The sequence below is a fragment of the Streptomyces sp. SGAir0957 genome (assembly GCF_043523415.1).
Map to the genome: position 1 here is coordinate 3,949,005 of NZ_CP027293.1, position 22,285 is coordinate 3,971,289.

The 22,285-nt window shown below is 71.5% G+C and carries 22 protein-coding genes and 1 pseudogene; 11 read left to right on the forward strand and 12 right to left on the reverse strand.

The window, feature by feature from the left end:
* Window positions 1–6: 6 nt before the first annotated feature.
* Complete coding sequence (locus C1N81_RS22535; protein ID WP_394431854.1) at window positions 7–231, reverse strand: hypothetical protein; 225 nt, start codon at window positions 229–231, stop codon at window positions 7–9.
* A gap of 298 nt (window positions 232–529) precedes the next feature.
* Here C1N81_RS22535 and C1N81_RS22540 point away from each other — a divergent pair, with 298 nt between their 5' ends.
* Complete coding sequence (locus tag C1N81_RS22540; RefSeq protein ID WP_394431856.1) at window positions 530–1,636, forward strand: DUF5937 family protein; 1,107 nt, start codon at window positions 530–532, stop codon at window positions 1,634–1,636.
* Window positions 1,637–1,648: 12 nt separating this feature from the next.
* Here the strand turns inward: C1N81_RS22540 and C1N81_RS22545 are convergent, their stop codons facing one another.
* Both C1N81_RS22545 and C1N81_RS22550 read right to left on the reverse strand, forming a co-directional pair.
* A complete protein-coding gene (locus tag C1N81_RS22545; protein ID WP_394431858.1) occupies window positions 1,649–2,317 on the reverse strand; it encodes a response regulator in 669 nt (222 codons plus the stop codon).
* Window positions 2,318–2,371: 54 nt separating this feature from the next.
* Window positions 2,372–3,574 carry a sensor histidine kinase gene (locus C1N81_RS22550; RefSeq protein WP_394431860.1) on the reverse strand — a complete coding sequence of 401 codons (1,203 nt, stop codon included), beginning with the start codon at window positions 3,572–3,574 and terminating at the stop codon, window positions 2,372–2,374.
* Window positions 3,575–3,737: 163 nt separating this feature from the next.
* On the opposite strand from C1N81_RS22550, the gene C1N81_RS22555 reads away from it, so the two are divergent.
* Window positions 3,738–4,724 (forward strand): SAM-dependent methyltransferase, encoded by a 987-nt coding sequence (locus C1N81_RS22555; protein WP_394438154.1) that lies wholly within the window; start codon window positions 3,738–3,740, stop codon window positions 4,722–4,724.
* Here the strand turns inward: C1N81_RS22555 and C1N81_RS22560 are convergent.
* Entirely contained in the window at window positions 4,689–5,840 is a 1,152-nt protein-coding gene (locus tag C1N81_RS22560) for an NADH-quinone oxidoreductase subunit D (protein ID WP_394431862.1), read from the reverse strand. The genes C1N81_RS22555 and C1N81_RS22560 overlap by 36 nt on opposite strands.
* 31 nt (window positions 5,841–5,871) lie before the next feature.
* Between C1N81_RS22560 and C1N81_RS22565 the strand changes: the two genes are divergently transcribed.
* Window positions 5,872–6,462, forward strand: a complete 591-nt coding sequence (locus C1N81_RS22565) for a PH domain-containing protein (RefSeq protein ID WP_394431864.1) — start codon at window positions 5,872–5,874, stop codon at window positions 6,460–6,462.
* The gene (locus C1N81_RS22570) at window positions 6,459–7,808 is read left to right on the forward strand and encodes a PH domain-containing protein (protein WP_394431866.1); all 1,350 of its coding nucleotides are present in this window, start codon (window positions 6,459–6,461) and stop codon (window positions 7,806–7,808) included. Before C1N81_RS22565 ends, C1N81_RS22570 begins: the two co-directional genes overlap by 4 nt.
* A gap of 78 nt (window positions 7,809–7,886) precedes the next feature.
* On the opposite strand, the gene C1N81_RS22575 is transcribed toward C1N81_RS22570, so the two are convergent.
* The 4 genes from C1N81_RS22575 to C1N81_RS22590 form a co-directional block, all read right to left on the reverse strand.
* Complete coding sequence (locus C1N81_RS22575; protein ID WP_394431867.1) at window positions 7,887–8,867, reverse strand: coiled-coil domain-containing protein; 981 nt, start codon at window positions 8,865–8,867, stop codon at window positions 7,887–7,889.
* Window positions 8,868–9,015: 148 nt separating this feature from the next.
* Window positions 9,016–9,984 carry an ABC transporter substrate-binding protein gene (locus C1N81_RS22580; RefSeq protein WP_394431869.1) on the reverse strand — a complete coding sequence of 323 codons (969 nt, stop codon included), beginning with the start codon at window positions 9,982–9,984 and terminating at the stop codon, window positions 9,016–9,018.
* Between the two features lie 17 nt (window positions 9,985–10,001).
* Complete coding sequence (locus tag C1N81_RS22585; protein WP_394431871.1) at window positions 10,002–10,670, reverse strand: ABC transporter permease; 669 nt, start codon at window positions 10,668–10,670, stop codon at window positions 10,002–10,004.
* Window positions 10,667–11,425: an ABC transporter permease gene (locus C1N81_RS22590; RefSeq protein ID WP_394431873.1), complete on the reverse strand. Its 759-nt coding sequence runs from the start codon at window positions 11,423–11,425 to the stop codon at window positions 10,667–10,669. The genes C1N81_RS22585 and C1N81_RS22590 overlap by 4 nt, the downstream gene beginning before the upstream one ends.
* A gap of 196 nt (window positions 11,426–11,621) precedes the next feature.
* Between C1N81_RS22590 and C1N81_RS22595 the strand changes: the two genes are divergently transcribed.
* The 7 genes and pseudogenes from C1N81_RS22595 (at window position 11,622) to C1N81_RS22625 (ending at window position 17,483) form a co-directional block, all read left to right on the forward strand.
* Window positions 11,622–12,791: an ABC transporter ATP-binding protein gene (locus C1N81_RS22595; RefSeq protein ID WP_394431875.1), complete on the forward strand. Its 1,170-nt coding sequence runs from the start codon at window positions 11,622–11,624 to the stop codon at window positions 12,789–12,791.
* A gap of 156 nt (window positions 12,792–12,947) precedes the next feature.
* Window positions 12,948–14,165, forward strand: a pseudogene (locus C1N81_RS22600) (phosphatidylglycerol lysyltransferase domain-containing protein); the annotation flags it as partial.
* A 184-nt stretch (window positions 14,166–14,349) separates the two neighbouring features.
* A complete protein-coding gene (folP, locus tag C1N81_RS22605; protein WP_394431877.1) occupies window positions 14,350–15,213 on the forward strand; it encodes a dihydropteroate synthase in 864 nt (287 codons plus the stop codon).
* Window positions 15,210–15,767, forward strand: a complete 558-nt coding sequence (locus tag C1N81_RS22610) for a nuclear transport factor 2 family protein (RefSeq protein ID WP_394431879.1) — start codon at window positions 15,210–15,212, stop codon at window positions 15,765–15,767. The genes folP and C1N81_RS22610 overlap by 4 nt, the downstream gene beginning before the upstream one ends.
* A gap of 211 nt (window positions 15,768–15,978) precedes the next feature.
* Entirely contained in the window at window positions 15,979–16,338 is a 360-nt protein-coding gene (gene folB, locus C1N81_RS22615) for a dihydroneopterin aldolase (RefSeq protein ID WP_394431881.1), read from the forward strand.
* Window positions 16,335–16,934 (forward strand): 2-amino-4-hydroxy-6-hydroxymethyldihydropteridine diphosphokinase, encoded by a 600-nt coding sequence (gene folK, locus C1N81_RS22620; RefSeq protein ID WP_394431883.1) that lies wholly within the window; start codon window positions 16,335–16,337, stop codon window positions 16,932–16,934. The genes folB and folK overlap by 4 nt, the downstream gene beginning before the upstream one ends.
* 66 nt (window positions 16,935–17,000) lie before the next feature.
* Window positions 17,001–17,483 (forward strand): DUF3180 domain-containing protein, encoded by a 483-nt coding sequence (locus tag C1N81_RS22625; protein WP_394431885.1) that lies wholly within the window; start codon window positions 17,001–17,003, stop codon window positions 17,481–17,483.
* A gap of 43 nt (window positions 17,484–17,526) precedes the next feature.
* Here the strand turns inward: C1N81_RS22625 and folE are convergent, their stop codons facing one another.
* From folE to tilS, 4 genes are all read right to left on the reverse strand, one after another.
* A complete protein-coding gene (gene folE, locus C1N81_RS22630; RefSeq protein ID WP_394431887.1) occupies window positions 17,527–18,132 on the reverse strand; it encodes a GTP cyclohydrolase I FolE in 606 nt (201 codons plus the stop codon).
* Between the two features lie 119 nt (window positions 18,133–18,251).
* The gene (ftsH, locus tag C1N81_RS22635; RefSeq protein ID WP_394431889.1) at window positions 18,252–20,267 is read right to left on the reverse strand and encodes an ATP-dependent zinc metalloprotease FtsH; all 2,016 of its coding nucleotides are present in this window, start codon (window positions 20,265–20,267) and stop codon (window positions 18,252–18,254) included.
* 195 nt (window positions 20,268–20,462) lie between these two features.
* Window positions 20,463–21,023: a hypoxanthine phosphoribosyltransferase gene (hpt, locus tag C1N81_RS22640; protein WP_043244364.1), complete on the reverse strand. Its 561-nt coding sequence runs from the start codon at window positions 21,021–21,023 to the stop codon at window positions 20,463–20,465.
* 44 nt (window positions 21,024–21,067) lie between these two features.
* Complete coding sequence (gene tilS / locus C1N81_RS22645; protein ID WP_394431892.1) at window positions 21,068–22,093, reverse strand: tRNA lysidine(34) synthetase TilS; 1,026 nt, start codon at window positions 22,091–22,093, stop codon at window positions 21,068–21,070.
* Window positions 22,094–22,285: the final 192 nt, after the last annotated feature.

Sequence of the window (22,285 nt, forward strand, 5' to 3'; positions counted from 1 at the left end):
GCCCGGTCAGCAGCCGGCCGCGGGGCGCCTGCGGAAGGCCGCGAAGCGGCGGGTCAGCGCCGCGCGGATCCGGCCGCGGGCCGGGCGGCCCGCAAGGACCGCCTCGAAGCGGCGGTGGTCGCGCAGCTCGCGCAGGGCGGCCCGGTCGTGGCGGCCGGGGGCGGGGGCCCCGGGTTCGCCGCGCTGGGCGGCTCGGTAGACGTCGAGGGCGTACTGCTGGGTGACGGTCATGGCTGGCACCTCGCTCGGTCGGTGGGTCGGCGTGCGGTGGCGGCTTCCGGGGAGGGTGGTGACGCGTGTTGCCGGGTGCCGGTTCGCTGTGGTTGCTCGCGCGGTTCCCCGCACCCCTTGGGCACGGTTCGGCGCCTTGCATCCCGTAGTGCGGTGTCTTCCCCCGATAGACACCGCACTGTCGTGTTCCGGGGTGGATGACACGAGGTTGTGCCAAGTCCGGGGTCGCGGTCACGTCGATTGACGGGAGCCGTCAATCGGTGGCCCGGTTGTCAGTGGCGGCGGGCACCATGGGGCCATGAGCGTGAGCATCGACATCACGGGCCTGACGCCCGAGCGCATCGGCGTCGTGCCCTCGCCCCTGGCCGAGCTGGGCATGGCGCTGCACGCGCTGGCCGAGCCAGCGCACCACCCGGGGTTGCAGGGGTGGACCACGAGCGTGTCCACGCGCCTGGACCCCTGCCTCGCGGATCGTCTGTGCGAGGCGGACTTCCTGTGGCGGACGACGTTCTCGGACGTGTTCACGCCGTCGGCGGGGATCGCCGGGCGGCGCACCCGGCCCGGGGCCACGCTCACCGAGGAGCTGGACCTCCTGGACAAGCTGTCCGACGAACAGTTCGTGGACGCCGCCCTGGAGTTCACCTGCCAGACCAGTTACGGGAGCCGGTCCGTCAGCCGGCTCGACGACCCGCGCGTCCGCGAGCGCGCGCTCGACCTCGCGGCGGCGCGCGGCGCCCACCAGGTCCGTTTCACCCAGCGCCTCCTTGACGATCCGCCCGCGGTCAGGGCCTGGTTCCGGGAGCTGCTGCGCGACTGCGAGGAGGCGTTCTTCGCGGACGTGTGGGCGCGGGTGGAGCACCAGCTCGCGGCCGACGCCCGGCACAAGACGGCGCTGATCCGCCGCAAGGGCCTCGGGGACGCCCTGAAGGCCACGTCCTCGGCGGTCTCGCTCGACCAGACGGGCCGCACCCTCGTCGTGGACAAGATCAGCAACGGGGTGGCGGCGACCGGGGACGGCGACCTCGTCCTCATCCCGACCAGCCTGGGCTGGCCGCACCTGTGGGTGCTGCACCGCGCGGGCTGGCAGCCGGTGATCACCTACCCGGTCTCGTCACCTGGGCTCACGGCGCCGCCCTCCGTGGAGCAGCTGACCCTGCGCATGTCCGCCCTCGCCCACCCGGTGCGGATGCGCCTGTGCCGCCACCTCGCGCGCGGCTCGTACACGACGAGCGAGCTGGCCGACGCGCACGGGATGTCGGCGCCGGAGATATCCAGGCACCTGTCGGTGCTGAAGAAGGCGGGCCTGATCACGACGCGCCGTCAGGGGCGTTACGTGCAGCATCAGTTGGACTTGAGCGTGGTCTCACGCCTGGGCGGCGACTTCATCGAGGGCGTGCTGCGCTGACGCCCCCGTGGCTCAGCGCCCGCCCGCGCGGACGAGCCCCGTCTCATAGGCGAGGACGACGACCTGGACGCGGTCGCGCAGGCCCAGCTTGGTGAGGATGCGGCCGACGTGCGTCTTCACGGTGGCTTCGGAGAGCACCAGGTGCGCCGCGATCTCGCCGTTGGACAGGCCCTGGGCGACGAGGACCATCACCTCGCGCTCGCGCTCGGTGAGCCGCTCCAGCTCGGCGGCCTGCGGCTCCTTGGCGCCGCTGGGCAGCATCGGCGCGAACCGGTCGAGCAGGCGGCGCGTCGTCGACGGGGCGACGACCGCGTCGCCGCTGTGCACGGAGCGGATCGCGGTGAGCAGCTCGCCCGGCGGCACGTCCTTGAGCATGAAGCCGGAGGCGCCCGCCTTGAGGCCGGAGAAGGCGTACTCGTCGAGGTCGAACGTGGTGAGGATCAGCACCTTCGGCGGGTTCGGGTCCGCGCAGATCCGCCGCGTCGTCTCCACGCCGTCGAGCTTCGGCATACGGACGTCCATGAGGACCACGTCCACCGCCGTCGCGCGCAGCACCTCCAGCGCCTCGACGCCGTCGCCCGCCTCGGCGACGACCTCCATGTCCGGCTGCGCGGCAAGGACCATCCGGAAGCCGGTGCGCAGCAGCACCTGGTCGTCGACGAGCATGACCTTGATCGACATCGGGCGGGTCCTCACATCTCGTGGCGACTTGTGGGGTCGGGTTGCTTGTACGTGTCAATGGGCGGGCTTCAAAGGCAGCAGGGCGCTGATACGGAACCCACCGCCGGGGCGCGGGCCCGCGTCCAGCGTGCCGCCGACCATACCGATGCGCTCCCGCATACCGATGAGGCCGTGGCCGCGGCCGTCGGCGCCGCCGTCCTCGTACAGCTCGTGCGGGGCGCCCTTGCCGTCGTCCTCCACGAGCAGGCCGAGACCGTCGTCGAAGTAGACGAGGCGGACGCTCGCGCCCGCGTTCGGGCCGCCGTGCTTGCGGGTGTTGGTGAGCGCCTCCTGCACGATGCGGTAGGCGGTCAGCTCGACGCCGCTGGGCAGCGGGCGCGGGGTGCCCTCCACCTTGAAGTCGACCGGGAGGCCCGCCGTGCGGACCTGCTCGACGAGGTCCTCGATCTGCTCGACGTCGGGCTGCGGCACATATTCGCCGCCCTCCTCGTGCTCACCGGTGCGCAGCACGCCGAGCAGCCGGCGCATCTCGGCGAGCGCCTGGCGGCCCGTGCCCGAGATGGTCTCCAGGGCCTTCCTGGCCTGGTCCGGCGCCTGGTCGAGGACGTAGGCGGCGCCGTCGGCCTGCACCACCATCACCGACACGTTGTGCGCGACGACGTCGTGCAACTCGCGGGCGATCCGCGCCCGTTCGGCGGCAACCGCGACCTTCGACTGCGCCTCGCGCTCCTTCTCCAGGCGGTTCGCGCGCTCCTCCAGCTGCGCCAGATAGGCGCGGCGGGTGCGCAACGAGTCGCCGAGCACCCAGGCCAGGGCGAAGGGCACCATCTGGAAGACGGTCACCGCGATGTGCCCGGCGCCGCTGGAGGACATCGTGGGCCAGCGCAGCTCGGCGAGCGGCGCCGCGCACAGGCCGCCGATCAGCGCGAGCCGGGAGGCCCAGCGGGCGCCGCTCACGGCGACCGTGTAGATGATCACCAGCATGGCGAAGTCGGACGGGTTGGTCCGCGCGTCGAAGACCAGCTGGGCGAGGCCCGCGACGATCGCGAGCACGAGCATCTTCTCCGGCATACGCCGGCGCAAGGCCACGACCAGGGAGAGCACGACGGCACAGCCGATCGACACCGCCTCGTTCCCGCGCGGCGGCGAGCCGTTCGCGGTGGTGCCGCTCGCCACCGAGATCCCGAGCAGGATCACGGCCCAGAAGCCGTCGACCCACGTCGGGTGTCTGCGGAGGAAGTCGTAGAGGCGCTGCACGTAACCCAGAGTAGGCAGGCCCGAGGGGTGCCGGGGTCAACCGGAGGGCCGATCCGGACCGGGCGCGCGTACTCCGCAAGGTGGAGGCGCATGCGCCCCCTGCGCTTAGCCTTCGGGCGTGAGCAACGCACAAGAGGGCGCGGGACGCGGCTGGCGCGCCGCCATGGACGAGGCGCTGTACGGCCCGTACGGCTTCTACCGCAGGCCCGAGGGGCCCGCCGGGCACTTCCGTACGTCGGTCCACGCGTCGCCCTTGTTCGCGGGCGCGGTGGCCGCGTTGCTGTGCCGGGTCGACGCGGCGCTCGGCGAACCGGACGAGCTGACCTTCGTCGACATGGCGGCCGGGCGCGGCGAACTCGTCACGGGCGTCCTTGCCGCGCTTCCGGAAAAGGTGGCCGCACGCGTGCGTGCCTGCGCGGTGGAGAAGGCCGACCGCCCCGCCGGTCTCGATCGGCGGATCGAGTGGCGCCCCGAACCGCCCGCCGGGATCACCGGCCTCCTCTTCGCCAACGAGTGGCTCGACAACGTGCCCCTGGACGTCGTCGAGGCGGACGAGGACGGCACGGCCCGGCTCGTCCTCGTACGGCAGGACGGCGGGGAGCACCTGGGCACCGCGCCCCTGGACGACGCCACGCGGCGCTGGCTGGACGCCTGGTGGCCGCTGCCCGCCGAGCCGGGAACGCGCGCCGAGGTCGGCCTGGCGCGCGACGAGGCGTGGGAGGCGGCCGTCCGCTCGCTGGAGCGCGGCCTCGCGGTCGCCGTCGACTACGCCCACGCGCGCGGGGCACGCCCGCCGTTCGGCACGCTCACGGGGTTCCGGGACGGCCGCGAGACCGCTCCGGTGCCGGACGGCTCCTGCGACATCACGGCACACGTGGCGCTCGACGCGTGCGCGGTGACGCCCGGGGCCCGCGTCGTCTCACAGCGGACGGCCCTGCGCGCCCTGGGCGTCGCCTCAGGGCGCCCGCCGCTGACTCTGGCGTCCGAGGACCCGGCGGCGTACGTCCGGGCCCTTACGCGGGCGGGAGAGGCGGCGGAGCTGACGGCCCGGGGCGGGCTCGGCGACTTCGGCTGGCTGCTCGAACCCGTGCACGTCCCGGAACCGGCGGCCGGCCTACTTGTCGATGTCGCCGACGACGAAGAACAGTGACCCGAGGATCGCCACCATGTCGGCGACCAGCGTCCCGGGCAGCAGTTCGGCGAGCGCCTGGATGTTGTTGTACGAGGCGGAGCGCAGCTTGAGCCGGTACGGCGTCTTCTCGCCCTTGCTGACGAGGTAGTAGCCGTTGATGCCGAGCGGGTTCTCCGTCCACGCGTACGTGTGGCCCTCGGGCGCCTTCAGAACCTTCGGGAGGCGCTGGTTGACCGGGCCCGGCGGGAGTTCGGCGAGCCGGTCGAGGCAGGCGTCGGCGAGATCGAGGGCGACGTGGGACTGTTCGAGGAGGCACTCGAAGCGCGCGAGGCAGTCGCCTTCCTGCCGCGTGACGACCTTCAGGGTGTCCTGGAGCTCCCCATAGGCGAGGTACGGCTCGTCGCGGCGCAGGTCGAAGTCGACGCCGGACGCGCGGGCGATCGGGCCGCTGACCCCGTAGGAGTGCGCGGCCTCCGCGGACAGGACTCCGACGCCGCGCGTACGGCCCCGGAAGATCTCGTTGCCGAGGACGAGACGGTCGTAGACGTCCATCCTGGAGCGCACGTCCGCGACGGCGGCACGCGCGCGTGTCGTCCAGCCGAGCGGCAGGTCCTCCTTGAGGCCGCCGACCCGGTTGAACATGTAGTGCATGCGGCCGCCGGAGACCTCCTCCATGACGTTCTGCAGCTCTTCGCGCTCGCGGAAGGCGTGGAAGACCGGGGTGATTCCGCCCAGTTCGAGCGGGTACGAACCCAGGAACATCAGATGGTTGAGGATCCGGTTCAGCTCGGCGAGCAGCGTCCGCAGCCAGACGGCCCGCTCGGGGACCTCCATGCCCAGCATCCGCTCGACGGCGAGCACGACGCCCAGCTCGTTGGAGAACGCGGACAGCCAGTCGTGGCGGTTGGCCAGCATCACGATCTGCCGGTAGTCGCGCGCCTCGAAGAGCTTCTCCGCGCCGCGGTGCATATAGCCGATGACCGGCTCCGCGTGCTGGATCCGCTCGCCGTCGAGCACGAGACGCAGGCGCAGCACGCCGTGGGTGGACGGGTGCTGCGGACCGATGTTGAGCACCATGTCCGTGCTCTCCGCGGCACCACCGATGCCGACCGTGGCCTGAGTCGTGGGCGTCATGCGGACAGTCTCTCCTACGTAGGGTGGACGCATGGAAACGGGGATGACGGGGACCACAGGCGGCATAGACCCGGCGGACGGCCCGGCGGACGGCCCGGCGGACAGCCCAGCGGTCGGCCTGGCGGGCAGTGGCCCGGCGCGGTCCGGGGCGCCGGGGGACGGGCCGGTGTGGACGGGGCTGCCACCAGGGCTGCTGAAGCTGCGCAGACTGCTGCTCGTGCTCTGGCTGCTGCCGACCGCGATCGTCATCGGGGTGCTCCTCGCGCTCACCGCGGGCCCGCCCTGGGCGGCCTTCGCGCTCCTTCCGCTCGCCGTGCTCGCCTGGGGCTGGCCGATGCTCGGCCGCAACTGGCGCTCGTGGCGCTACGCCGAGCGCGCCGACGACCTGCTCATCAGCCGCGGTGTCCTGTGGCGTGAGGAAACGATCGTGCCGTACGGGCGCATGCAGCTCGTCGAGGTGACCTCGGGACCCCTCGAGCGGAAGTTCGGCCTGGCCAGCCTGCAACTGCACACCGCGGCCGCCGCCACCGACGCCACCGTCCCCGGCCTGAGCCCGTCCGAGGCGGAGCGCCTGCGCGACCGTCTCACGGAGCTGGGCGAGGCCCGATCGGCGGGGCTGTGACGGGCGCGCCCCGGGCCGGGGACGTGGCACCCGCGGCCGCGGCCGGCACCCTGCGGGAGCGGCGGCTGCACCCCGTCACACCGTTCCGGCGGGCCTGGGCGCCGATCGCCGTGCTGCTCGGCTGGGCCGTGCACGACATGGACCAGGCCCAGCGCCAGCTCGCCCACCTGACCGGGGCCACCCTGTTCATCGGGCTCGCCGTCCTGGTGCCCGCGGCCGCCCTGTACGGGTTCCTCACCTGGTGGTTCACGCATTTCGCGGTGACCGACACCGAGCTGCGCATCCGTACGGGCCTGCTCTTCCGCCGTACGGCGCACATCCGGCTCGACCGGCTCCAGGCCGTCGACATCACCCAGCCGCTCATGGCCCGCCTCCTCGGCGTCGCCAAGCTGAAGCTCGACGTGGTGGGCACCGACAAGAAGGACGAGCTGTCCTTCCTGGGCGAGAAGGAGGCGCGCGACCTGCGCGCCGAACTGCTCGCAAGGGCGGCCGGTTTCGCCCCCGAATCGGCGCACGAAGTGGGCGAGGCGCCCGCGCGCCAGCTTCTGCACACGCCCCCGCGCACGCTCGCGGTGGCGCTGCTCCTGACGGGCGCGCCCTGGGCGATGCTGCTCGCCGCGCTCGTCGTACCGGCCTTCCTCTGGTTCCTCACCCACAACCTGTGGACGGTGATCGCGGCCGGGGTGCCGCTGGCGGGTGCCGCGTTCACGCACAGCGCGGGCCGCTTCATCACCGAGTACGACTGGACGGTCGGCGAGTCCCAGGACGGGCTCCGCATCGACCACGGGCTGCTCGACCGGGCGCACGAGACGGTGCCGCCGGGCCGCGTGCAGACCGTCCGCCTCGTCGAACCGCTGCTGTGGCGGCGGCGCGGCTGGGTCCGCGTCGAACTGCACGTCGCCGGTTCCGCCAACTCCGTCCTCGTGCCCGTCGCCCCGCGCGCGCACGCCGAGGACGTCATCGCGCGGATCCTGCCGGGCGTCGCCGTCCCCAAGCCCGGCGACTTCACGCCCGCGCCCCGGCGCGGCCGCTGGTGCGTGCCGCTGTGGTGGCGGGCGTACGGGGTCGCCGTCACGGAGACCGCGTTCGCCGCGCGCCATGGGCTGCTGCGCCGCCACGTCTCGCTCGTCCCGCACGCCAAGGTGCAGAGCGTGCGCGTCACCCAGGGCCCGTGGGAACGGTGCCTGCGCGTCGCCGACCTGCACCTCGACACCGGCGCCAACAAGACGGTGACGGCCCGCCTGCGGGACGTCCAGGAGGCGTCGGAGCTGTTGCGCGCCCAGGCGGACCGGTCCCGTACGGGGCGCCGGGAGGCGCGTCCCGACCGGTGGATGAGCCAAAAGTGAAGGCGCCCTACGAGAAGTAGGGCGCCTCACGCGCGATCAGCGGGCCGTTTCCGGCTGCCGGGGAGATGACACGGGCTCTCAGGCCCGCAGCGCCGACCTCAGGTCACCGACGTCGATCTGCTCGGTCTCGTCGTGAGCGGTCAGATCGATGACTTTCTGCTCCGCGACGTCCTTGGTCTCCGTGGAGTCCGGCTCGGGGGCCTCGTGGCCCCGCGCCCGTCCGCGCTCCCGTTCCTGCTCCGCGAGCGCCTCGTCGCCGATGACGTCGGCCAGGTCCTCGTCCGGCTTACCGGCGGAGCCGTCCGCGGAGCCGGCCGCGGGGCCGTCCGCGCGGCCGTCCTCGGAGCCCTCCGGGGAGCCGCTCGTGCCGAAGAAGTCGAAGCCGCCCTGCGGAACCCTCCGCGCGGGCGCCGCGGGCACCACCGCCGCGGCGGCCGGCACGGTGTAGTGGCCGGACGCCGCGCGGGGCTTCCCCTGCGAATCGGCCTCCGAAGCCGGCTTGGGCTCGGGGCGGGCGAGGCGGTCGAGCGCCGCGTTGGCCCGCAGGTACAGGAGCGGGGTGGTCGGGCCGCCGGCCACCGCGGGCAGCGCCTTGGCCGGGGTGGTGGCCTCTATGGCGAGGCGGCGCCGGCCCTCCAGGGCGCTGGCCCGCTCCGTCTCGGCGTTGGCGTACCGGCGCAGCAGCGCCGCGTGCTCGTTGCGCAGCCCCGCCAGCTCGGACCGCTTCGCGCGCAGCTTGGCCTCCAGCTTGAGGCGCAGCTCGCGGGACTCCTCGAGGTCGCCCTCCAGCTCCGCCACCGCCTCCTCGTGCCGCCAGCGCTCGCTGGCGGCGCCCCGGGTCAGCTCGGCGACCTGCTTGCCCGCGAGCCGGTCCCAGCGCCGCATGACCACGGCGCCGATGACGGCGGCGGCCGCGGCGGCGGCGGTGATCCCGCGGAGCACGAGCGGATCGTCGGACAGCCAGACGCCGCCCGCGCAGACGAGGGGTACACCGGCGATCACCGAAGGAGGCAGCAGCCGGTGCAGGGGTGGGGAATGGCGGTGACGTCCACGTGGCATGGCCAGAAACTTACCGCGCGTAGGCGAATCCTGAAGCCCCGCCCGGCAAAATTCGGGCACAGGCGGCGCAGAAAGCACCGGACTCACACCAGAAGACGCCCTGACCGCCCGTTCCGTTCCCTCCCGCGCCTTCGACGCGCCTTCAAGATCATTTACCGATGAGGTCCTTGGACTCGAGATAGTCCTTCGCGACATCCGCTTCCTTCTGGCGCTCGGCGTCGACCTTGCGGTTCAACTCGATGAGGTCGTCCGTGGTGAGCGTCTGCGTCAGCTTCCCGAGAACGTCGGATATCCCCTTGTCACCCGCGTCCTTCGCGTTCACCACCGGAATGATGTTGTCCGCGTTCTGCAGCTTCTTGTCGTCCTCCAGGAGAACGAGGCCGAAGTTCTTCAGCGTCGCGTCGGTCGTGGTGGTCAGGACCAGCTGATCCGTGCCGTTCTTCACGGCCTGCTTGGACTGCGTGGTGCCGACGCCCTTGGGGTCGATTCCCGTGACGTCGATGCCGTAGGTCTTCTCCAGGCCCGGCGCGCAGAACGGCCGCTCCTCGCATTCGTCACCGGCCGCGATCTTGACCTTCTCGCCCGACTTCCCGAGATCGGAAAGCGTCTTGAGGCTGTGCTTCTTCGCGAAGCTCTCGCTCACCGCGAACGCGTTCTGGTCGACGGCCTCGCCCGGGTCGAGAACCTTCAGCCCCTCCGGCTCGGCGAGCTTGCGCAGCGCCGCGACCGTGGCGTCGACATCGCTGGAGGCGACGGGCTTCGCGTCCGAGCCGTTCTTCTTCAGGTTGAGGAATTCGGCGAGCGTCGCCGCGTATTCGGGCACCACGTCGATGGCGCCCTTGGAGAGCTGCGGCTCGTAGATCTCCCGGTTCTCGACCGTCTTGACCGAGGCGTCGTACCCGGCGTCGGACAATATCTGCCGGTACAGCTCGCCGAGGACCTTGGCCTCGGTGAAACTCGCGGCGCCGATGACGACCTTGCCCTTCTTGCCGCCGTCACCCGCGCTCCCCGAATCGTCCTTGCCCTCCAGGCTGTCGCCGCCGCACGCGGTGACACCCGCGGTCAGCGCCGCGACCGCCACGGCGGCCAGAGCCATTCGACGCGTCCTGCTGTTCATCGCTCTCCTAGTTGCCTTCACGCCCGGCCCCGCATGGGGTCGAGCACCCGTCCCAGCGCCACGAACACGCCTTCCACCAGCAGCGCGAGCGCGGCCACAAGCACGGCTCCCGCGACCACCTGGGGCGTGTCCTGGAGGTTGAACCCGGCCGTGATGATCCGGCCGAGACCGCCCTCGCCGGCCATCGCCGCCAGCGTCGCCGTCGCGATCACCTGCACCGCCGCCGAGCGCAGCCCGGTCATCACCAGCGGGTACGCCAGCGGCAGCTCGACCCGGGCGAAGACCTGGCGGCCGCTCATGCCCATGCCGCGCGCCGCCTCCACCACCGAGCGGTCGACCTCGCGCATCCCCACGTACGCGTTGGTCAGCAGCGGCGGCACCGCGAACAGGACCAGGGCGATCAGCGTCGGCGCGTCACCGTGGCGGCCCAGCGGGGTCAGGGTCAGCAGGACCAGGACGGCGAGCGTCGGTACCGCGCGCCCCACGTTCGACACGTTGATCGCGAGGGCGCCGCCCTTGCCGATGTGCCCGAGCCAGAGGGCGAGCGGCAGCGCGATCAGGCAGGCGACCGCGAGTGCGACACCGCTGAAGTACAGATGCTCGGCGAGGCGGTGCCACACCCCCTTCTCGCCCTGCCAGTTGGCGCCCGTGCTCAGCCAGTCCCATGCCCCCGATATCGCGTTCATGCCACCTTCTCCGGCTCCACCGGGGCCGAGGCCGGACCCGGGACCGCGCCGTCTTCCCGTATTCGGTTCCTGCGCGAGGACCGGCCGGCCGCCACCCGCGTCCACGGGGTCAGCCACCGCTGCACGCCGAGGAGCAGCAGGTCCGCGAGGATCGCGAGCACCACGCAGAGCACCGAGGCGGTCAGCACCTGCGCCTTGAAGTCACTGTCGAGGCCGTCGAGGATCAGCGTGCCGAGGCCGCCGTAGTCGACGATCGCGCCGACCGTCGTCAGCGCCACCGTGGAGACCGTCGCGATGCGCACGCCCGCGAGCAACGCGGGCAGCGCCAGCGGCAGTTCCACCTCCCACAGCAGCCGCAGCGGCCCGTACCCCATGCCGCGCGCGGCCTCTCTGGCCTCGTCCGGCACCGCCTGCAGCCCGGCCAGAATGTTGCGCACGAGAATCGTCAGCGAATACAGGACGAGTCCGGTGACCACAAGGGAGGCCGACAGCCCGAAAAGGGGCAGCAGCAGCGAGAACATCGCCAGCGAGGGAATCGAGTAGACCACTGTCGTCAGCCCGAGCACCGGGCCCGCGAAAGCCCGCTTGTGGCGGGCGAGCAGCGCGAGCGGGAAGGCGATCAGGACGCCGATCACCACCGAGGCGACGGTGATCCCGATGTGCTGGACGGTCGCGTCCACCAATTCCTGGCCGCGGGTGCGCAGATACTCCCCGCACACCCAGTCATTGGCCACCAGGCAGTTCTGCTCGCTCACCCCGCCCACCTCCCCCGCTTCCCCGAACGTATGTCAGTGATCCGTACGACAGCACGCATCCTTTCCGACTGTCGACGACCCTAGCGGGCAGCACTGACAATGGCCGATACCCGTCCCCTCCCCGCAACATTCCCTTCACACGACTGCCTTGCCGGGCCGTGTCCGTCGGCGCCGCGGCGCGGCAGAATGGGGTCTCATGATCCGGTTCGAGCACGTCAGCAAGCGGTACGCGGACGGCACCACTGCCGTCGACGACCTGTCCTTCGAGGTGAACGAGGGCGAACTGGTCACCCTCGTCGGCCCCTCGGGCTGTGGCAAGACCACGACGATGAAAATGGTGAACCGGCTGATCGAGCCCACCGAGGGCCGGATATTCCTCGACGGCGACGACATATCCGCGATCGACCCCGTCCAGTTGCGGCGCCGTATCGGCTACGTCATTCAGCAGGTGGGCCTCTTCCCCCACAAGACGGTGCTCGACAACACGGCGACCGTGCCGCACCTGCTCGGCGTCAAGCGCGCCACCGCCCGCGAGCGCGCCGCCGAACTGCTCGACCTGGTGGGCCTGGACCCGAAGACGTTCGGCGACCGCTATCCGGAGCAGCTCTCGGGCGGGCAGCGCCAGCGGGTCGGCGTGGCCCGTGCCCTGGCCGCCGATCCGCCGGTCCTGCTGATGGACGAGCCGTTCGGCGCCGTCGACCCGGTCGTCCGCGACCACCTGCAGACCGAGTTCCTGCGGCTGCAGCAGACGCTCGGCAAGACGGTCCTCTTCGTCACGCACGACATCGAGGAGGCCGTCCGCCTCGGCGACCGCATCGCCGTGTACGGGCAGGGCCGCATCGAGCAGTTCGACACCCCCTCGGCGGTCCTGGGCGCCCCCGCGACCCCGTACGTGGCCGACTTCGTCGGTGCGGACCGGGGTCTCAAGCGGCTGTCCGTGACGCCCATCGAGGAGGGCGACCTGGAGCAGCCGCCCGTCGTCCACCTCGACGACCCGCTGCCCACGGACCTCGACGCCCGCTGGGCCGTCGTCCTGGACCACGACAACAATCTGCACGGCTGGATCTCCGGCGAGGACACGCGCGCGGCGGCGGACCGGGGCGCGGGCGGCACCGTGCGCGACCACGCCCGCCGCATGGAGGCGTGGCTGCCGGTCGGCGCCTCGCTCAAGCAGGCGTTCGCGACGATGCTCCAGCACGACGCGGGGTGGATCGCGGTGATCGACGCCCGGTCCGAGGGCCGCTTCCTCGGCGTCCTGACCCCGGCCAAGCTCCACGAGGCGCTGCGCCGTTCCACGGCGGCGGACGCGCGGGACATCTCCCGCGCGGAGGTCGAACTGGAGACGGTGGCCCCGCTCGGCAAGTGAGCCCCTCCGCCGCGCGCCGCGCTCCACATAGCTGTTTGCGGTGACTTTGCGACAGGGAGTGAACCGCGCTCCCTGTCATCCCGTCCTAGAGGGCGCAAGTCGCGGATGCCGGATTTGGCACCGCGTTCACGTTTCTCGCGGAACCACGGGAATGCGATGTTCGTCAGGAAAAGCCCGGAGCAGGGCGTGGGGCGCGGCGCGGGGCAGGACGTGGCGACCTCCGCGCTGCCCCCGGGCCGGCTGCGGCGCCTGGCGCGCGGTCCGCGCCCGGAGGCCGTTCCGGCCCTGCTCACCAGGGCCTGCGTCCTGGCCGGGTTCCTCGACATCGCCGCAGGCGTCCTCCCGCGGTTCGGGCACAGCCGGACGCACACCCCGGCCGGGGTCGTTCCGGGCACGCTCGGGCCGTTCGCCGCGGCCCTCGCGCTCAGCAGCGGCGTCCTGCTGCTCCTGCTCGCGCACGGACTGCGGCGCCGCAAGCGGCGGGCCTGGCGGGCGGCCGTGGTGCTGCTGCCGTTCGGCGCCTGCGCGCAGTTCGTCCACCGCCACTCGGTCGTGGGCGTCGTCGTCCCGCTGCTGCTCCTGTGGCTCCTCGCCAGGCATCGCGGCGCGTTCGACGCCCTGCCGGACCCGCGCAGCCGCTGGCGCGCGCTCACGAACTTCGTGCTCATGGGCGCCGGTTCCCTTCTGCTCGGCCTCGCGATCGTCAGCGCCCACCCGCACGACATGGTGGGCAGCCCGAGCCTTGCCGAGCGCCTGGAGCACGTCCTGTACGGCCTGTTCGGCGTCGAGGGGCCGCTCGACTACACGGGCCCCACAGCGCGCACGGTCGCGTTCTCCCTGGGCGCGCTCGGCATGATCACCGCGCTCACCACCGTCTACCTGGCGTTCCGCCCCGAGCAGCCGGCCGCGCGCCTCAGCGAGGAGGACGAGACGAAACTGCGTGCCCTCCTGGACAAGCACGGCCCGCGCGACTCCCTGGGCCACTTCGCGCTGCGCCGCGACAAGGGCGTCGTTTTCTCTCCGAGCGGCAAGGCGGCCGTCTGTTACCGCGTGGTCTGCGGGGTGATGCTCGCGGGCGGTGACCCCGTAGGTGACGTGGAGGCCTGGCCCGGCGCCATCGAGCACTTCATGGACGAGGCGCGGGCCCACTCCTGGACCCCCGCCGTCATGGGCTGCTCCGAGACCGGCGGCGAGGTGTGGACCCGCGAGACCGGCCTGACCGCGCTCGAACCGGGCGACGAGGCGGTGGTGGAGGTCGCGGATCTCTCCCTGGCCGGGCGGGCGATGCGCAATGTGCGCCGGACGGTCAGAAGGATCGAGCGCCATGGCTACGAGATCCGGGTGCGGCGCATCCGCGACCTCGCCCCCGGGGAACCCCGCCCGTGCGCCCACAGAGCCCAGGAACGTGACGCGCAGGCCGCCTAGAGGTGGTCAGGGGCGCGGGGAACCGCGCGAGCAACCACGACGGGACCCGCACCCGGCGGCGGACCGCACGCGCCCCCACGGAAGCCGCCCACCCCGACGCGGGCCCACCGACACCGGCTCTAGGCTGGAAGCCATGAGCACGTCGCAGGTCCACCGCGGCCACGTAGCCCACCTCCCCGTCTGGGACCGCTGCGCGGTCATGGGCGTCGTCAATGTGACGCCCGACTCCTTCTCCGACGGGGGCCGCTGGTTCGACACCACCGCGGCGATCAAGCACGGCCTCGACCTGGTGGCCCAGGGCGCCGACCTCGTGGACGTCGGCGGCGAGTCCACCCGGCCCGGCGCCACCCGGGTCGACGAGGACGAGGAGCTCAAGCGCGTCGTCCCGGTCGTGCGCGGCCTCGCGGGCGAGGGCGTCACCGTCTCCGTGGACACCATGCGGGCCAGCGTCGCCGAGCAGGCGCTCGCGGCGGGCGCGGTCCTGGTCAACGACGTGAGCGGCGGTCTCGCCGACCCGGCGATGATCCCGGTCGTCGCCGCCGCGAAGGCGCCGTTCGTGGTGATGCACTGGCGCGGCTTCCTGGAGGGCGCCACCATCCGCGGCAGCTACCGGGACGTCGTCGCCGAGGTCGTCGGCGAGCTGCACGCGCGCGTGGCGGCCATCATCGAGGGCGGCGTCGCCCCCGACCACCTCGTGATCGACCCGGGCCTCGGCTTCTCCAAGGAGCCCGAGCACGACCTCGCCCTCCTCGGCCACCTCGGCGAGCTGCGCGCCCTCGGCCACCCCATCCTGGTCGCGGCCTCCCGCAAGCGGTTCCTCGGCCACGTCCTGGCCGGCGAGGAGGGTGCCCCGCCGCCCGCGCGCGAGCGCGACGCCGCCACCGCCGCCGTCTCGGCGATCGCCGCGCACGCCGGCGCCTGGGCGGTGCGCGTCCACGAGGTCCGGGCCACCGCCGACGCGGTCCGGGTGGCCCGCGCCGTCGAAGGAGCCCGGTGACCAGCACCGACACGCAGGCCGTCGACGACGCGAACCGCGCCTACTACGAGGCCATGGAGCGCGGCGACTTCGAGGAGCTGACGTCCCTGTGGCTGGCGCCCGAGGACGTCTCGTACGCCGAGGACGCGGACCCCGACGACGCCGAGGACACCTCGATCAGCTGCGTCCACCCGGGCTGGCCGGTACTGACCGGACGCGGCGAGGTGCTGCGCTCGTACGCGCTGATCATGGCGAACACCGAGTACATCCAGTTCTTCCTGACCGACGTACGGATCAGCGTCGTCGCCGACACGGCCCTGGTGACCTGCACGGAGAACATCCTCAGCGGCGGCCCCGCCCCCGCCGACAGCGACGAGCTGGGCCCGCTCGTCGGCCAGCTCGTCGTCGCCACGAACGTGTTCCGGCGTACTCGCGACGGCTGGAAGCTGTGGTCCCACCACGCCTCACCGGTGCTCGCGGAGTCGGACGACGCGACGGACGCCGCGCGCCTCGCCGACAGCGCCGGTGAGGAGGACCTCACCGACAACCCCGAGGACGACGGACCACTCGCCTGAGTGGTTATCGCTCTTGCGGAATCACTGAATCCCTTCTCGCGGTTGGTTCCCGGGCTCATTGGGTATGGGCGGCTACCAGCCGTGGGCCGCACTGTCCATAGCCCCCGCGGGCGAGTGCTGTCAGTGCTCGCAGGTAGATTCGATCGAGGCCATCGCGTCGACCGCACATCGGCGGGACCGGCCTCTACCGACGACTGCAGGAGTGATTCGCGTGGATCGTGTCGCGCTGCGCGGCCTCAAGGCCCGCGGGCACCATGGCGTCTTCCCCAAGGAACGCGAAGAGGGCCAGACCTTCATCGTGGACCTGGTGCTCGGACTGGACACCCGGGCGGCCGCGGCCGACGACGACCTGGCGAAGACCGTGCACTACGGCATCGTGGCGGAGGAGGTCGTGGCCGTCGTGGGGGGCGAGCCGGTCGACCTCATCGAGACGCTCGCGGAGCGCATCGCCCAGACGTGCCTCAAGCACGACGGAGTGCAGGAGGTCGAGGTGGTCGTCCACAAGCCGGACGCCCCGATCACCGTGCCCTTCGACGACGTGACCGTCACCATCACCCGGAGCCGAGTATGAATCAGACTCAGTTCGACCCGACCGTCCAACCGGTGCCGACCTCCGTGGTGGAACAGGTCGACGCCGCCGACACCACCCTCTCCAACCCCAAGCGCGCCGTCCTCTCCCTCGGCGCCAACCTGGGCAACCGCCTGGAGACCCTGCAAGGCGCCGTCGACGCCCTGGAGGACACGCCCGGCGTCCGCATCAAAGCGGTCTCGCCGGTGTACGAGACGGAGCCGTGGGGCGTCGAGCCCGGCAGCCAGCCCTCGTACTTCAACGCGGTGGTGGTCCTGAAGACGACGCTGCCGCCCGCCTCGCTCCTGGAGCGCGCCCACGCCGTCGAGGAGGCGTTCCACCGCGTCCGGGACGAGCGCTGGGGCCCGCGCACCATCGACGTCGACATCGTCGCCTACGCCGACGAGGTCTCCGACGACCCGACGCTCACGCTGCCGCACCCGCGCGCCCACGAGCGCGCCTTCGTCCTCGCCCCCTGGCACGACGTGGAGCCGGACGCCCAGCTGCCGGGGCGCGGCCCGGTCGCCGAGCTGCTCACCGGCGTGACCCGGGACGGAGTGGCGCCGCGCGGCGACCTGGAACTCCGGCTGCCCGAGTAATCGTTAAGGTCGTGCGGGCAGGCCGAGAAGACGAGGCCCAGGACACATGAGGGGCGACGTACGGGGATGAAGCAACTGCGCATCAGGACCCTGGTGGGCCTGTTCCTGGCCGCCGGGGTGCTGTCCTGGGCCGGCGCCCGGCTGTGGGACTCCCTCGGCACGCTGCCGAAGGTGCCGCTGGCCGCGCCGATCGTCCTCGCGGTGATCGCCGCGGTGCTGCTCGCGACGGCGCTGTCCATCCGCTCCCGGCTCAGGGCCCAGCGCGAGCGGCGCCCCGAGGCGAAGGGCGTCGACCCGATGATGGCCGCGAGGGCGCTCGTCTTCGGCCAGGCCAGTGCGCTGGTCGCCGCGCTCGTCGCCGGGATGTACGGCGGCACCGGAGCGTTCCTCCTGGAGTGGCTGGAGGTTCCGGCCCGCCGCGATCAAGCCATCTACGCCGGCTTCTCGGTCGTCGCCGGTATCGCGGTGATAGCGGCGGCCCTCTTCCTGGAGCGCGTCTGCAAGCTCCCGGAGGACGACGACACCGACGGCACGGCCCCGGCGGCCTGACCGGCGCCTCCTACGGCACAGGCCCTGCGCCGGAGAAGCAGCCTCAGCGGCCGATGATCAGGCTCATCGCCTCGTTACGGGTCGCCGCGTCCCGCAGCTGGCCCCGCACCGCCGAGGTGATGGTCTTGGCGCCGTGCTTGCGCACGCCCCGCATCGACATGCACATGTGCTCGCACTCGACGACGACGATGACGCCGCGCGGCTCCAGGATCTCCATGAGGGAGTCCGCGATCTGCGTGGTCAGCCGCTCCTGGACCTGGGGCCGGCGGGCGTACACATCGACGAGGCGAGCCAGCTTCGACAGACCCGTGATCTTGCCTTCGGCCGACGGGATGTAACCGACGTGGGCGACGCCCACGAACGGGACCAGATGGTGCTCACAGCTCGACTGCACCTCGATGTCCTTCACCAGGACCATCTCGTCATGGCCGAGATCGAACGTCGTCGTCAGGACATCCTCGGGCTTCTGCCACAGCCCCGCGAATATTTCCCTGTACGCGCGCGCCACCCGGGCCGGGGTCTCCCGCAGGCCCTCGCGGTCGGGGTCCTCACCGACGGCGATGAGCAGTTCGCGCACGGCGTTCTCGGCGCGCTTCTCGTCGAACTCGCCGATGGTGCCCTCGCCGTCCAGCGTCACCGGGTCGGTCATCTGGTGCCTCTTCCTCGTATGTGCAGGTGCGGCACCACAAATGCCGCGTCCCCCACACCGTAAAGCGTGGGGGACGCGGCATTCATTCCGGGCCGTGAGTCGACCCGGGTCGCCTCGGGTCAGCTCTCGGGGCGGTCTTCCTTCACCGTGTCCACCGGGGTGGTGGTCTCGATGGCGGGCGCCGATCCGTTCGCCCCGTTCGTCAGTGAGAGCTCCTTGGGGGAGAGCACCGGCGGCCGGGTCGAGGGGGTGCGGCGGGAGGAGCCGGTCCACGCGGGGCGGGCCGGACGCTTCACGATCGGGGTGAAGATCTCGGCGATCTCCTCCTTGTTCAGCGTCTCCTTCTCGAGCAGCGCGAGGACCAGGTTGTCCAGGACGTCGCGGTTCTCGACGAGGATCTCCCACGCCTCGTTGTGCGCGGTCTCGATGAGCTTCTTGACCTCTTCGTCGACGAGCGCGGCGACCTCTTCCGAGTAGTCGCGCTGGTGACCCATCTCACGGCCCAGGAACGGCTCCGTGTTGTCACCGCCGAACTTGATCGCGCCGAGCCGCTCGGTCATGCCGTACTGCGTGACCATCGCGCGGGCCGTACCGGTGGCCTTCTCGATGTCGTTCGCGGCACCCGTGGTCGGGTCGTGGAAGACGAGCTCCTCGGCCGCGCGGCCGCCCAGCATGTAGGCGAGCTGGTCGAGCATCTCGTTGCGCGTGGTCGAGTACTTGTCCTCGTCCGGGAGCACCATCGTGTAGCCGAGGGCACGGCCTCTGGAGAGGATCGTGATCTTGTGGACCGGGTCGGAGTTCGGGGAGGCCGCCGCGACCAGGGCGTGTCCGCCCTCGTGGTACGCGGTGATCTTCTTCTCCTTGTCCGACATGATCCGGGTCCGCTTCTGCGGGCCCGCGACCACGCGGTCGATCGCCTCGTCCAGCATCTTGTTGTCGATCAGCTTCTGGTCCGAGCGGGCCGTGAGCAGCGCGGCCTCGTTCAGCACGTTCGACAGATCGGCACCGGTGAAGCCGGGGGTGCGGCGCGCGACGGCCGACAGGTCGACGTCGGGCGCGACGGGCTTGCCCTTCTGGTGCACCTTGAGGATCTCGAGGCGGCCCTGCATGTCCGGGCGGTCGACGGCGATCTGCCGGTCGAAGCGGCCGGGGCGCAGCAGCGCGGGGTCGAGGATGTCGGGCCGGTTGGTGGCGGCGATCAGGATGACGCCGCCCTTCACGTCGAAGCCGTCCATCTCGACGAGCAGCTGGTTGAGCGTCTGCTCGCGCTCGTCGTGACCGCCGCCGAGGCCTGCGCCGCGGTGGCGGCCGACCGCGTCGATCTCGTCGACGAAGACGATCGCCGGGGCGTTCGCCTTGGCCTGCTCGAAGAGGTCACGGACGCGGGAGGCGCCGACACCGACGAACATCTCGACGAAGTCGGAACCGGAGATCGAGTAGAACGGGACCCCGGCCTCACCGGCGACGGCGCGCGCGAGGAGCGTCTTGCCGGTTCCGGGCGGGCCGTAGAGCAGCACGCCCTTGGGGATCTTGGCGCCGACGGCCTGGAACTTGGCCGGTTCCTGGAGGAACTCCTTGATCTCGTGGAGCTCCTCGACGGCCTCGTCCGAACCGGCGACGTCGGCGAACGTCGTCTTCGGGGTGTCCTTGGTGATGAGCTTGGCCTTGGACTTCCCGAACTGCATGACCCGGGAGCCGCCGCCCTGCATCTGATTCATCAGGAACAGGAAGACGACGACGATGAGGACGAACGGCAGCAGGGAGAGCAGGATGCCCACGAAGGGGTTCTGCTTCGACGGGGAAACGGTGTACCCGTCGGGGATCTGCTTGTCCTCGAACTTGGCCTGCAGACTCTTGGCCACGTCGACGCCCTGGTCGCCGATGTAGCTGGCCTGGATCTTGCTGGAGTCCTCGACCTTCTGGCCGTCCTTCAGCTCGACCTTGATGGTGCTTTCATCGCCGGTGGTGAGTTTGGCCGACTCCACCTTGTTGTCGTTGATGGCCTGAATGACCTGGCCGGTGTCCACCGTCTTGTAGCCGCCGGACGAACCGACGACCTGCATCAACACGACCACGGCAAGGACGGCCAGCACGATCCACATGACCGGCCCACGGAAGTATCGCTTCACGTCCATCCATACGGAGCGATGACGCCCCGTCCCTCCTGCCATAGTGAGTTTGATAAGGCTGTTTGAAGCTGTTTGAAGAACTGTTCTTCGGACGGTACCCCAGCATTGTCACCCGACGCCGCAGGGGACGACCGACAAACGACCCTTCGCATGCTCCAACGGCGGGGAGCCCAGAAGGGTTCCCAGCCGTCTCGCGGGTGCTCAGCCGCCGTAGACGTGCGGCGCCAGCGTGCCGACGAACGGCAGGTTGCGGTACTTCTCCGCGTAGTCCAGGCCGTAGCCGACGACGAACTCGTTCGGGATGTCGAAGCCGACCCACTTCACGTCGATAGCGACCTTGGCCGCTTCCGGCTTGCGCAGCAGCGTGCAGACCTCGAGGGAGGCGGGCTCGCGCGAGCCGAGGTTGGTGAGGAGCCAGGACAGGGTCAGTCCGGAGTCGATGATGTCCTCGACGATCAGGACGTGCTTGCCCTTGATGTCAGTGTCGAGGTCCTTGAGGATCCGCACGACGCCGGAGGACTGGGTGCCCGCGCCGTAGGAGGACACCGCCATCCAGTCCATCGTGACGGGGGTGGACAGGGCGCGAGCCAGGTCCGCCATGACCATGACGGCGCCCTTGAGGACCCCGACGATCAGCAGGTCCTTGCCCGCGTATTCCGCGTCGACCTTGGCGGCCAGTTCGGCCAGCTTCGCGTCGATCTCTTCCTTGGTGATGAGCACCGACTTGAGGTCGGTGCCCATGTCTTTCGCGTCCACCCGCATCACTTTCGGTCGTCCCACCGGCCGCCGCGACGTGAGCCGCGGTGTCAGCCTTGCCGGATGACCAGTCTGCCACCCTGCCGCTGAGCGAGGACTTTGCCCGGGAGGTTGATCTCTCCCTGGCCGCGCCAGCCGGTGATCAGACGGTCGACTTCCTCGATGTGACGGGCGAAGAGCGCGCCGGCCGGGGCGCCCGCCTCGATGGCGGCTCTGCGCAGGATGCGGCGGCGTACGGCGGGCGGCAGCGCGTAGAGCTTGGCGCATTCGAGGAGCCCTGCCGCGTCCCGTACGGAGTCCGCGGCCTCCCTCGCCCAGGTGTCGAGGGCGTCGGCGTCGTCCCGGGAGAGCTGGGCCGTACGGGCGAGGGCCTCGACGACGCCCTTGCCGAGCGCCTTCTCCAGGGCGGGCAGTCCTTCGTGGCGCAGCCGGGAGCGGGTGTAGGCGGGGTCCGTGTTGTGCGGGTCGTCCCAGACGGGCAGGTGCTGGACGAGGCAGGCCTTGCGGGCGGTCTGCCGGTCGAGCTGGAGGAAGGGGCGCCGGTAGCGGCCTTCGGCGCCCGGTCCGCCGGAGACGGGTGCCATGCCGGACAGGGAGCGGATGCCGGAGCCGCGGGCGAGGCCGAGGAGGACGGTCTCGGCCTGGTCGTCACGGGTGTGGCCGAGCAGGACGGCGGCGGCGCCGTGGCGCTGGGCGGCGGCGTCGAGGGCGGCGTAGCGGGCGTCGCGGGCGGCGGCTTCGGGGCCGCCTTCGCGGCCGACCTGGACGGCGACGGACTCGGCGGGGTTCAGGCCGAGGGCGGTCAGACGCAGGACGACATCCTCGGCCCGGGAGTCGGAGCCGGGCTGCAGACCGTGGTCGACGGTGATGCCACCGGCGCGGATGCCGAGTTTGGGCGCTTCGAAGGCGAGGGCGGAGGCGAGCGCCATGGAGTCGGCGCCGCCGGAGCAGGCGACGAGCACGAGGGGGCCGTGGGGCCGCTCATCGCCCGGGGGGTTCGGTTGTGCGCTGAGGATGTCGTGGAGTACGCGGCGGACCGCCAGGCGTATCGCCGCGACCGCAGGATGGGGACCCATGTCCGGTTCCCTTCATTCCGTGTCTGGGAGGTGGGCGCCAGAAAGAGAGCTGGCTCAGTCGCTCAACGGTTTTCCGATGGATTCGGTCACGCAGAGTGCCTTGATGGTGACAGAGCCGAGCCATTCCCTGAGCATCGCACGCCTACCCAGGGGCCACGGTCCCTCGGATGGGTGATCCTGAGCAATAACGGA